The sequence below is a fragment of the Acinetobacter sp. WC-141 genome, assembly GCF_000313935.1.
In the GTDB taxonomy this organism is placed as follows: Bacteria; Pseudomonadota; Gammaproteobacteria; order Pseudomonadales; family Moraxellaceae; genus Acinetobacter.
The window spans coordinates 63,172-75,828 of record NZ_AMSS01000086.1; the positions used below are offsets into that span (position 1 = coordinate 63,172).

The following is a 12,657-nucleotide window of genomic DNA, read 5'->3' on the forward strand; positions in this document are numbered from 1 at the left end:
TTATGGCTCCATAGGTTTCAATTGACTTTCATCAACAATGGTAGGGGTTTGTAGTTTGTCCTGTTGCTGAATTTGTCGAAGTTTATATTCCGAAATATGTTCACCATTGAAGGTATCTTTCGAAATAATATCTGGAACGAGGTAAGCATTATGATCTTCAACCTCACCACCATATTTAGTTTCTGGTAGATAAGAGGGATCAAATGGTTGTACGCTGATAGTTTCACCATTTTTATCTACTTTAAGAATAGTGCGTTGGTAAAGTGCATGGTCTTGAATCTGCTGGGCAGTACTTAATGTGTAATGCTGAATAGGTGCAGCAAAGACGACATAAGCGATTAAGCCAGCAAGTAACACATAAATCACTTGATCATTACGTGGTGGTACTCGTTCTGGTAATGCTCGATAAAGAATATAAGCCGGATGGATTGGATCTTCTTCTGGTGGTGTTGCTCGCCAGAACAAGATAAAACCAACTCGTGTTAGAGCAATAATACTTAACAGGCTCACAACAAGCACAACCCCAATGATCCAACCTTGGTAGCTGGCTTCGACTGTCGCTTGTAAAATAAATACCTTTCCAAGAAAACCACTAAAAGGTGGTAAACCCGCCAGCATCATGGCAATCAAGAAATAAGTCAGCATAGCGGCTTTTTCTTGTTTGATTCTTGGGGCAACTTTTAGATGATCTTTAAAATCTCCACGTTGTGAGGTGATCCATCCACAAAATAGATAAAAAGCTGCTCCAATCAATGTACTGTGCACTAAATAATATAATGCGCCAGACCATGCTTGTGTATTCGACATGGCAATTGCTGTGAGCAATGTACCAATTGAAGAAAGCACCATAAACCCGACGAAGCGACGTAACCGATCTGCCCCAATTGCTGCAATCACCCCGTAGAGTGAAGTAATCAAACCAATAGGAAGTAGCCAGCTTTTTAAAATTTCTTGACTAAGCGCATCGTCAAATACTGTTCCATTTACACGCAAAATCGAATAGATCCCGACCTTGGTCATAATGGTAAAAATTGCAGCTACAGGCGTGCTTGCAACAGCATAAGTTTTTGGTAGCCAAAAACCTACAGGAAGCATGGCTGCTTTAATGCCAAACACTACAAATAAAAGTAAGGCACCTGCTACGGCTAATTTGTGTTGATCTGCTTCGAGTGTGGGAATAAGGCGTGAAACATCTGCCATATTGAGGCTGCCCACACTGCCATAAATCATACCAAGACCAATTAAGAATAGGGCAGAGGCTAAAAGATTGATAATGACATAGTGAACGCCAAGCTGAAAACGAGGTTTGCCTTGTCCATGTAAAAGCAAAACATACGAAGCCATTAACAAGATTTCAAAAAAGACGAAAAGGTTAAATAAATCGCCTGTTAAAAATGCTCCACAGATACCCATTAACAAGAAATGCACCATGGCATGAAAATAGCGACCACGGGTGTCCCAATTATCGCTTGCATACCATAAAACTGGAACGACTAACGCATAGGTCAGTACCAGCATAAAAGCAGAAAGACGATCTAATACGAGCACAATACCAAATGGTGCTGACCATTCACTCAGCTGATAAGTGGTAATTTGGCCTGTGCTTGCAAAGCTTAAATATACAATTGCGGTAACTAATCCGGCAATTGCGGAAACAAGACTAATGCCTCGACGCCATGGTTGTCGCCAGTCATCGTTTAAAGCACCTGCCCCAGGGTTACCTAGCAGTAATAATATAAAAGCAGTAAATGCTGGGATGAGAATGCTAAAAATAGGCGCATGTTCTTGCCAGAAAGATAAAAAATCAAACATTACGGCTCATCCTCGCGTGGGTCGTATGTTGGAGAGATGTCTTCTTTAGCATCAACATGATCACTACCTGACTCATAACGGCTACGCAGCGCCAGTTGTACAATAAAAGCGGTGGTTGCAAAACCGATCACAATGGCTGTTAACACCAGCGCTTGAGGAAGTGGATCTGTTATTTTTGTTGTTTCAGTTAAAATTGCGGGTGAGCTGATTTGTAACCGGCCCATAGCAAATAAAAATAGGTTTACAGCATAGCCAATTACAGCCAATCCAAGTACGACAGGGAAAGTACGAGCACGTAAAATCAGATAAATACCTGTGGCAACAAGTAAACCAATCGCAGAAGCCAATAAGAATTCTAAACTGATCATGATGATTCCTCCCGATGTGGTACTACAGGTCCAGACATACTTGAGTGGCGAGAGTCTCCTAATACGGAGATGAGCAACATTGTTGCGCCAACAACGGTGATATAAACCCCTAGGTCAAAACTCGCAGCAGAGGCCAAATGTAGTTTTCCTAGAATAGGTAATTCGACATACACGTGCGCGCTGGTGAGGAATGGACGTAACCAGAACCATGCTGCTATACCAGTAAGACCAGCAATTGTTAAGCCTGAACCAATCCAGATTTCGTAAAGACGACCAGACTTTGCTTTGAGTAAGTATTCAGTTTGGTCTTGGCCTAGCGCAATATATTGGATAATTAACGCCATTGAGGTAATTAGACCTGCAATGAAACCACCGCCCGGATAGTTATGGCCTCGCATAAAGATATACACACTCACGACAAGCGCTAATGGCAATACCCAAGAGGCTGTAATACGAAACATGAGTGGAGATGGATTAAAACGGTAGGTGAGACCTTGGGTTATGGTGGTACCGTGTACACGCATACCGTCCATGAGACAAAGTGAACCAATAGCAGCAATGCCTAGTACCGTAATTTCACCGAAGGTATCGAAGCCACGGAAGTCGACTAAAATGACATTTACAATGTTTGAGCCACCGCCAAGTGGTAAAGACTGTTGGGCAAAGAACCATGAAATCGAATTATGATCACGGGTTAAGATCAGCCACGCAATCCAGCCAATTCCTAAACCTCCAATAATAGCTAAAGCAGCATCTCTTAAACGTCTAGAACGAAGAGACTCATACGGCGTTAGCTGTGGAAGTAAAGATAAACTCATTAATAGAAGAACAGTGGTTACAACGTCTACCGTAATTTGAGTTAGTGCCAAATCTGGAGCTGACATGGTGACAAATACCATCGTTACAACCAGACCAATTGCACCACTAATAAGGACTGCTTTAATACGTTCATGGTGGAACCACAGCATCATCCAGCAACCTGAGAATAAAGTCAGCCAAAGAACGATGGCAATCCATGGTGCATGAGTGAGTTCACGTGTACCTGTACTAAGCCCTTGATTGAGTAACGGCATGGTGACCATGATGATGCTAAAAGCAATGATCAAGAACAAGTAACTTTGCAATGAGCCATTTTCAGTTTTTTGTTTAATTTTTCGGCTTGAGAGCAACAGATGTTTTAAAAATAAATCAAATAAAATGCGGCCTTGTAATTTGCCGAGACGCGGGTCAAGGTCAATTTTACGAATCATGCCATCTTTTGCTAAAGCAAAATAGAACAGTGTGCCGCCCACTAAAGCAATAATACTCATCACAAGAGGAGCGTTAAATCCGTGCCAAATTGCAAGATGGGTTCCTGCAAATTCTGGTTGCATCAAGCTTGCTCTCGTTACGCTATTTACGAGTGGCTCTACCAACAAAGAAGGTAAAACGCCGACTAAGATACATAGCACAGCAAGAAGAAGGGCAGGTGCGCGCATGCCCATAGGCGGTTCATGCGCATTTTTATTTGGAACTTGTTTACCAATTGGACCATCAAAAAACACGCCGTGCACTAAGCGAATTGAATAACTTACTGCAAAAATACCAGCAAGCGTTGCAATGATGCTGGCAAAAATAACGGCTGAACCTGAAAGATTTGCCAATAGCTCGGTAAAGAACATCTCTTTAGAAATAAAGCCATTGGTGAGTGGTACACCTGCCATAGAGGCCGCGGTGATCATGGTTAATGTGGCAGTGAAAGGAAGTAATTGCCAAATACCACTGAGTTTTCGAAGATCACGTGTACCAGTTTCATGGTCAATGATCCCTGCAATCATAAAGAGTGCAGCTTTAAATGTTGCATGGTTAATAATATGAAAAATAGCAGCAGCAACTGCTAAAGGCGAACCGATACCAAGTAAACAAACAATGAGTCCTAAATGACTAATTGTTGAGTACGCAAGTAAACCTTTTAAATCTTCTTTAAAAATGGCAAAACATGCTGCCATACAAAGTGTAAATAGGCCGATAAATGTCACAATATTGTGATAGATCGCAGCGCCTACAAAAATTGGCAGTAGGCGGGCAAGTAGAAAAATACCGGCTTTTACCATGGTCGCAGAGTGTAGGTAGGCAGACACTGGGGTTGGTGCTGCCATCGCGTTTGGTAACCAAAAGTGAAATGGAAACTGAGCACTCTTCGTAAATGCACCAAGCAAAATAAGCAATAACATTGGAACAAATAGAGCATGGGCTTGAATGGCGTCTTTCATGCCCATGATGTCACTAATTTCATAGGTCCCGGTGATTTGTCCTAATAGAACAAATCCACCCAATAACGCCAAGCCACCCATCCCTGTAATGGTCAGTGCCATACGAGAGCCGCGTTGAGCAGCTTCATAATGACTCCAGTAACCCACTAACAAGAAAGATGAAATACTGGTGAGCTCCCAAAAGACTAATAAAATAATAAGATTATTAGAGAGCGAAATACCCAGCATTGCTGCCATAAACAGCATGAGTAAAGAATAGAGTTTGCTTAAAGAATTTTTAGGGCCAAGATAGTAGTAGGCGTATATATAAATGAGTGTACCGATACCGGTAATAAGTAGAGAGAATAATAAACTAAGAGCATCGAGTCTGAAGCTTAGATTAATTCCTAATTGAGGTAACCAATCCCAGCTTTGTTGAATGCTTGCACCACCAAGCACAGTTTTAGCTTGAGTCAGTAATAAACCAAAACTGGTTAAACTGACTCCAATCGCCCCTAAAGCCGTTACTCCACGAGAGAACCGTTGAAGCAATGAAACAAGGGTGGTGCCTAATATTAACGGTAATAAGATAATTATCGGTAGCACACTCGTATCCATATGTGATTTAGGCCGAAGCCTAAAAGTGAAATTTTAATTTCAGAATAGATAGGAATTCAAAGAGAGTTCCAAGGCTTGTATTCTGAAAGCCCAACCAAATTAGAAAAATAAAGCGAGAAACAAGTTGTATTGCGCAACTTGAAGAATTAAAACGCAAAATGAAATTTATTGTACACTAAAAAAGCAGTAAAAATCTGATGTTATTACATGTAGTAACAACATCTAGTGATTTTAGAGCTTAAAAATCCTGTTTAAACTATATATTGTGCGACACCGAATTTCATTCTAAAAATAGAATAAATGAGTCATAAAAATTAAATTGAAGGACTTTCTTCGGGTGTATCTCCTGCATGAATCATGCGTAGCAATTCATTCTTTTGTTGTTCATTTAAACCCTGAATCTGTTGAAATAAAATATCAATCTGTGCTGGAGACGGGATAGGGTCTATTAAGCTCGGAGGCGGTGTTTCTATATGAGAAACCAAGGAATCGCTTTTTTGAAGTAATGTATAGATATGTTCAAGCTGTTGCTTGGTTGTATTTAAATCAAGATGGCTAATTTTACCATGCTCTAGTTTTAAACATTGATAGGCCGAGGCATGTTCCAGTAACTCCTCACGACTTCCAGTTGCAATAATTTGTAAGCGTGGGAATGCTTGGTGAAGCCGATTTAAGATTTCTGTGCAATGTGTCGAGTCGAGTTGCGCATCAATCTGATCAATAAGTAAAATTCCTTCCCCTTCAAGGCACGGGTTTAAGCTTAACGGATTGAGTAAACAGATTCTGCGGGCAATATCGCCTACTAAAGCAATCCATGTTTTTGTGGTGTTGGAAAGCTGCTGAAACGGCAGGGTTTGACCATCATAGTCAACCATGAGTTGAAGCCGAGGCTGATATTGTAAATATAGGTCTTTGAGCTCTGGCAAAACAATATTTAATGCATTTTTAAGTGCGTAGAGATTCGGAGAGGTAAGCTGTTTAGGCTGCCCAGATAACTCTTTTTGAAGCTCATTTAATAGTTCTGTTTGATCTTGCTGATCTGATTGCTTAGATTTAATGCGTTGTACGAGATGTGCAGCTTGAGCATTTTCGATATCGCTAATTTCACGTAACCATTCAAAAAAACGAGTGAAGGTTGTAAATGGAACTGGGCTAATATCATAGGCTGAAATGGGTTGAGTAATGCCGGGTAAATTTTTATTGAGCAGATTAATATCATTTACAAATCGCTCGGCTGGGTAATAAGCGACTAAGGGCAATCCTTGTAATGGATCTTTTTTGATAACCTGTTGGTAAAGTGCCATCGTCTGATCAAGTTGCTGAGTTTCGACTTGGCTGATCCCAATACCACTTGCATTTAGGGTTTTAAAAAGTTTCCAACTACAAAGAGAAGAATCCATCTCTTGAGCAGAGGTGCTTTCTGGTAAAGAGCCAATTTCTGGGGGAACTTGAAGGGTGACTTCGATTTTCGATTGTAGCCGCGATTGGGTAATGTCCTGATCAGGCATAACAATACCGGGGCTACGTAAATCTTTAAGACGAGCAGGGAACCAAGTTAAAGCATGATAAGTATGTTTCAATAACATACTTTTACCGGTTGCTTGCTCACCTAAAATTAGGGTAATAGGTTGTTTTTCATATTGAAACTGTATTTTTAGTTCTTGAAATAGAGCAATATGTTTAAATTGGATAGATTCAAGTTTCATAGGCTCACCTAAGTATGAGCGCTTCAACCAACCGATTGACGAAGACTTAAAGGCGCCCTGAGTTTTAATTGTTGTATCAGATCATAAAGATGATGGATATTTAGACTTACTTTAGCACGAGTACAGGCAACGTAAAGTAATCTTAATTCTTCATCCGTAATCTTGTGTTCTAAGCCATTAATTTTAAATTGATAGTCATCTTCAATATGAACGCGGTTCCATTCTAGCCCTTTCGCTTTGTGGGCTGTCGAGATGACGTAATCAGCTTGCTCAAGTGGTGTAATCTTTGCAAGTGCTTTTTTTAATGGTTCAGTTCCGTGATCATCAACCAGTTTAACTAAAGGTTTGATGTCGCTTCCTTCACTGGTTTCACAGTATTCATGAACATCATGCCATGAATTGAACCATGCTAGCTCAGGAACGTCCGTGACCCTTTTGCCTTGTTTTAAGAAACTTGCAGCATCTACAAAACGGTTTAGTTTTTGATGGTCAGCTTGCAAACTCACTTTATCGCCATGCACCAAACCTGCTAATAAAAGTTCCATTGCACGAGCATTGGTGCGGCATAAAATCGCATCACGCATTTTAGTATGCGGTTTATTTACGACGCTCGATTTCTGGTTTGGATTACCCAGCAAGGGAACAGTTTCATTTAAACCGCCAAGCAGTGCATTGGCCACATCGGCAATAGCCTCACCAAAACGAAAAGAAGTGGTTAACCGAGATTCCGGCAAGGGCAATTGTTGCATGGCATTAATTGCACCACGCCAAGCGTAGATTTGTTGATGTGCATCACCTACATAAATAACTTGAGTATTTTTTTGGCGAAGCAAAATGCCCAGCATTAGAGGGTCAGCATCTTGTGCCTCATCAAATAAGACATAATCGGCCGGAATATTAGGCTCAGACAATGCCCAAAGCTTGAGATAAATATCGTGACCAATACCAGCTTGATGGTTTTGGTCAATCGACTCTAGCCAACGCCGTTCCACAGCAGGGTAAAGATGATTTTGTAATTCAATAATATCATCTGGATGCAACCAGTTGGGCGCCTGAATATGTCGAGGTGCTGGATATTGAGAACTCGTTGAACAGAAATAGCTTACTGCATTTGCGACAAGGCTCGCTAGGCGACTTGGCATTAAAACATATTTTTCGTAACGCCCACCCATCATACGTCGTAGCGTAATAGGTGCTAGTCGATATTCTTTCGCAATAAAACTTGGGCTTAGTCGGGGTAGGCGTAATTTGTCAGTTACACCGCGGGGCACGCTACGAAAGGCGAGCGAGTGAAAAGTACGACAGTCCACATTACGATGGAATTTGTTTTGTGCTTCACCCGCAATAGCTTTGTTAAATGCGAGATACATACCGCGCCGTTCAGGCATGGCATCGCTAATCATTTGTAAAGTGGTGGTTTTACCTGTGCCAGCATAGGCAATCACTTTAAATGACTGCCCAAGACGTGCGTTATCTATGGCAATGGCTTGTTCATAGGTGGCTTTAGGTTTTTCAATATTCGACACTGAGTGATTTTATACCTTGTTGCGGTTAGCTTTTTCAACTAAACCAGATAAACCCTGACGGCGGGCTAATTCTTCAATAATAACGTGTGGATTAATATCGAAATAACCCAACATGACAATAGTATGGAACCACAAATCCGCTGTTTCATAAACGAGATCGTTTAAGTGAGCTTCTGAATCCTGTGCGGCAAAATCTTTAGCAGCAATAATCGCTTCTACACTTTCCTCACCGACTTTTTCTAAGATTTTATTGATACCCTTTTTGTAGAGGCTTGCAACATATGAAGTGTCTGCTTCAGCTTGCTTACGCTCTTGCATCAATTGACCTAAGTGAGCAAGTACGTCGACTTGTTCTGTGGTTTGTACATGATCGTGTGCTTCAGTTTTAGCTTTGTCACCATAAATTGCAGTAGGGTCTTTTAATTGTGCATCGACAATTTCCCAACCCTGTGGAGTGAGTTTGCGATAGAAGCAAGACTCACGACCTGTATGGCATGCAATACCACCGTGTTGTTCAATTTGTAGCACAATTACGTCGCCATCGCAGTCCAGACGAATTTCATACACTGTTTGGAAATGACCTGATTCTTCACCCTTGTGCCAGAGTTTTTGACGAGAGCGAGAGAAATAGACAGCCTGATTTTTTTCTGCTGTTAACGCGAGTGCTTCACGGTTCATCCACGCCACCATCAAAACACGTCCGGTTTGATGATGTTGAGCAATGGCAGGGATAAGACCTTGTTCGTTAAATTTTACTTCATCGAGCCATTGCGCGTTATTCATGAGGAATCACCAAAGAAATATGAACTATAAATTGATTTAAGTCAGATGCTAAAAATAGCTTGTATAGTGTACGGCATCAGCGTCGTTTTGCGGAGAAATTCTTTGCGCTTTTTCTTTCTGTCATGCTAAAGAACGACTTATCTTCATTACTTGTCAGTATGTTATTCAGATATTTGCGACGGTTAAAACCGAATAATCAAGATCGGTAATTTACAAAGGTTATTCTTCTATTTTTAAAACATTTATATGCTAAAACTAAGAATAACCTTTGCTAAGGACAAATTATTTCAAGATACGCCAAAGTGCCAATAAACTGCTTAGCACAATTAAAATAATAGAAACAAACCATGGGCTAATAATCGCGATGGTCAGTAAAATCAGCATGCTACTACCGAACATCCAACTGCGGCGTTGTTGATGTTCCATTTGTAAACGAAGTTGCTGAATTTCGCGTAACTGACGGTCTTGCCAAGCAGACTGATTTTTTAAACCATTTAAACTATCAATAATTAAGCTTGGAAAATCTTGAGCACCTAAAAGCAGGTCTGGTAGTTGCTGTCCTAACTCTTTTATATTTTTGACTGGGTTCATGTTGGCCTTGACCCATTCAGTCAATATTGGTTTTGCCAATTTCCAGATGTCGAGCTGCGGATAAAGATCAGTACCTAGGCCTTCAACATGCACTAAAGTTTTCAGCAACAACATGAGCTGCGGTGGAATTTCTAAATGGAAGCGGCGGGCAATATCCATCACTTGAATTAGAATGCCGGCAAAATCAAGTTGATCCATGGGTTTAGATACCATTGGGCCAACGGTGCGTCGCATTTCACGTGATAGCGCATCTTGGTCTGTACCCGGTGGGATCCAGCCAGCTTGATGCACAATTTGAATGAGTTGCATAAAGTTGCTGTTCATTACAGCAAGCAACATGCGGGCAATCGTCATCTGGTCATGCTTAGATAACTCACCCATAATCGCACAATCCAGTGCAATAAAGCGTGGATTGCTTGGGTTAATTGTTTCTACAAAGACATTGCCAGGGTGCATGTCGGCATGGAAAAAATTATCGCGGAATACTTGCGTAAAGAAAATGGTTAATCCTTTTTCTGCAAGTTGTGCGCGGTCCATGCCTAGACGGTCAAAAGTTGCCGTATCTGAAATAGGTACACCTGTAATACGCTCTGCTACCATGACATCTTTCGTGTCCATGTAGACTTCAGGCACATACATCATGGTTGAGCCAGTAAAATAATGGCGCATACGACGGGTGTTGTCTGCTTCGATACTCAAGTCCAGCTCATTTAAAATGATTTGGCGGTAGTCTTGAATAATTTCAGTGAGATGTAAGGCACGAGCCGCTTCAAGGCGACTTTCTAGTGTGTTGCCTAACCATGCCAAAATTTCAAAGTCTTGCAAAATTTGGTTGCGAATGTCGGGGCGAGTCACTTTAACAACAACTTCTCGACCATCGTGCAAAGCAGCAGTATGAACTTGGGCAATTGAAGCAGCAGCTAAGGGCTGATCATCAAAGCGAGCAAACAAGGTATTTACATCAGCTTTTAACGAATCTTGAATGCGTTGTTTGGCGACATTGCTATCAAAAGGTTTTACCTGATCTTGAAGCAAGACCAATTGAGCAAGTATTTCTGGTGGAATCAGATCACGTCGAGTTGACAGTAATTGTCCAAGCTTAATTGCGAGCGGTCCCATATCTTCTAAAGCTTCTTTTAGCTTTAAAGGATTTTTACGTTCGCGACTAGACCATGCAGCCGGATGCATTTTAATAATGCTTAAAGCATGTTGAGCTTTAACTGGTAATTCATCCGCAGGGAACAACGTATCGAGTCTATAGTGCGCTGCAATACGCCAAAGTTCGAGTAAACGTGAAACGTGCGGAATCATATACGGTCTTACCTAATCTTGAGAGGGTTGTAGTTGTGTGTTGAGTTGCTGCAATCTTGCTTCTAGACGATCAATGTCTTGATTGAGCTTGCGAGTTGCTTGAGTTAAGTCGTCCATTTCCCAACGAGGGGCAAATAGTCCGCTATCTTCTTTTAATGCATCTTCAGCAAAAAATAGATGGCTTTGCACCGAGCGTTTTAAATGTTTAGGTACAAGCTGAATCTTGCCAATTTCGTGGGCAAGTTGGGGACCCACCCATCTTGATAAGTGCGCAGCTAAATCTGGTTCAGCTTGCTGCATAATCTTTTGAATATCCTGTAACAGGTGATAATCACCTTGCAATGGGATATTACCAATCTGATCTGGATCGCTGACCAATAATTTAATCAGTTCGACCACATCTTTAACATGCAAAGTTGCGGTTGCTTCAGAAATTTTGAATTGCGCATCAAAAGGGCGCTGTTCAAAAATAGAAGGCTGCTCACTGTGTCCTGTTGCAGTAGGTTCAAGACGTACTTTTTCTTGGTCAAAGAATACATCGACAGAAAGCTGCGGGCTATCAATCACAACACGCAACATTTTGCCCTGTAACTGATTAAGCTGAATGCGTGTAACCGCATCCAGATCGATCAGATGATGAATGATACGTTCGACTGCACCGAGTGCCAGAATCGACCACATATCGTTATCCCTTACAGTTTAAAGCCACGGTGAACGGCAACGATACCAGCAGTAAGGTTGTGATAGTCACAGTTCTGGAAGCCAGCATTTTCCATCATACCTTTCAAGGTACGTTGGTCTGGATGCATACGAATTGATTCAGCCAAATATTTATAACTTTCTGAGTCATTGGCAACCAATTTACCCATAATCGGTAAAGCAGTGAATGAATAGAGGTCATAAAGTTTTGAGAATGGCTCAAATACAGGTTTAGAAAACTCAAGAATAAGTAAACGACCACCTGGCTTCAACACACGGAACATAGAGGCAAGCGCTGCATCTTTATCTGTCACGTTGCGTAAACCAAAGCTAATGGTGAGTAAGTCAAAGCTGTTATCTGCAAAAGGTTCTAAAGTTTCTGCATTGGCAAGTACGAAATCAACATTGGTACAGCCTGCGTCAATTAGACGGTCACGACCAACGTTAAGCATAGATTCGTTAATGTCTGAAAGAACAACATGACCTTGAGGACCAACTTCGCGGCTGAATACTTTTGCCAAATCGCCTGTACCCCCAGCAATATCCAACACGTGTTGACCACGGCGGACGCCAGACATGTTAATTGCGAAGCGTTTCCATAGGCGGTGAATACCAAATGACATTAAGTCATTCATCAAGTCATATTTGCTTGCAACCGAGTGGAATACTTCCGCAACTTTTTGAGCTTTATCTTCAGTTTTAACAGTTGAGAAACCGAAGTGTGTGGTTTCTCCCACGTTGCCAGTATTGCCAGCACCACGTGGTAAATTGTATTTCGGTACAGAACCGTTAACTGGTGTATCAGTTAAAGTTTGTTGTAAAGTTTGTTGTTGCCCTTGAGGGGTACCTTGCGGTAAAGGTGAGCTTAGGAATGGGCTAACTTTGTCTGAACTTTGTGCCTGCTCAGTTGGAGATGTTGGCTTTTGGTTTTCGTTAGACATATTGTCTCTCCTAGACTCAAACTCAAGTGAAACGGAATAAGTTCTGCATGATGACAGATTTTGTCTATTTT

At 41.4% G+C, this 12,657-nt stretch carries 9 protein-coding genes; all 9 read right to left on the reverse strand.

The window, feature by feature from the left end:
• The 9 genes from ACINWC141_RS16380 to ubiE all read right to left on the reverse strand — a co-directional run bounded on the left by ACINWC141_RS16380 (window position 1) and on the right by ubiE (window position 12,586).
• Window positions 1–1,812, reverse strand: coding sequence for a monovalent cation/H+ antiporter subunit D (locus ACINWC141_RS16380; protein WP_009393227.1), 1,812 nt, complete (start codon window positions 1,810–1,812; stop codon window positions 1–3).
• The gene (locus tag ACINWC141_RS16385) at window positions 1,812–2,180 is read right to left on the reverse strand and encodes a Na+/H+ antiporter subunit C (protein WP_003654595.1); all 369 of its coding nucleotides are present in this window, start codon (window positions 2,178–2,180) and stop codon (window positions 1,812–1,814) included. The genes ACINWC141_RS16380 and ACINWC141_RS16385 overlap by 1 nt, the downstream gene beginning before the upstream one ends.
• Window positions 2,177–5,029: a monovalent cation/H+ antiporter subunit A gene (locus tag ACINWC141_RS16390; RefSeq protein WP_034678975.1), complete on the reverse strand. Its 2,853-nt coding sequence runs from the start codon at window positions 5,027–5,029 to the stop codon at window positions 2,177–2,179. Before ACINWC141_RS16390 ends, ACINWC141_RS16385 begins: the two co-directional genes overlap by 4 nt.
• 314 nt (window positions 5,030–5,343) lie before the next feature.
• A complete protein-coding gene (locus ACINWC141_RS16395; RefSeq protein WP_009393079.1) occupies window positions 5,344–6,735 on the reverse strand; it encodes an AAA family ATPase in 1,392 nt (463 codons plus the stop codon).
• Between the two features lie 23 nt (window positions 6,736–6,758).
• Window positions 6,759–8,261 carry a UvrD-helicase domain-containing protein gene (locus ACINWC141_RS16400; RefSeq protein ID WP_009393198.1) on the reverse strand — a complete coding sequence of 501 codons (1,503 nt, stop codon included), beginning with the start codon at window positions 8,259–8,261 and terminating at the stop codon, window positions 6,759–6,761.
• Window positions 8,262–8,270: 9 nt separating this feature from the next.
• On the reverse strand, window positions 8,271–9,044 hold the full coding sequence (gene hisIE / locus ACINWC141_RS16405; protein ID WP_009393005.1) for a bifunctional phosphoribosyl-AMP cyclohydrolase/phosphoribosyl-ATP diphosphatase HisIE: 774 nt from the start codon (window positions 9,042–9,044) through the stop codon (window positions 8,271–8,273).
• Between the two features lie 282 nt (window positions 9,045–9,326).
• The gene (locus ACINWC141_RS16410) at window positions 9,327–10,946 is read right to left on the reverse strand and encodes an ABC1 kinase family protein (RefSeq protein ID WP_009393215.1); all 1,620 of its coding nucleotides are present in this window, start codon (window positions 10,944–10,946) and stop codon (window positions 9,327–9,329) included.
• Between the two features lie 12 nt (window positions 10,947–10,958).
• Entirely contained in the window at window positions 10,959–11,627 is a 669-nt protein-coding gene (locus ACINWC141_RS16415) for a ubiquinone biosynthesis accessory factor UbiJ (RefSeq protein ID WP_009393018.1), read from the reverse strand.
• 11 nt (window positions 11,628–11,638) lie between these two features.
• Window positions 11,639–12,586: a bifunctional demethylmenaquinone methyltransferase/2-methoxy-6-polyprenyl-1,4-benzoquinol methylase UbiE gene (gene ubiE, locus ACINWC141_RS16420; RefSeq protein ID WP_004640878.1), complete on the reverse strand. Its 948-nt coding sequence runs from the start codon at window positions 12,584–12,586 to the stop codon at window positions 11,639–11,641.
• Window positions 12,587–12,657 lie beyond the last annotated feature (71 nt).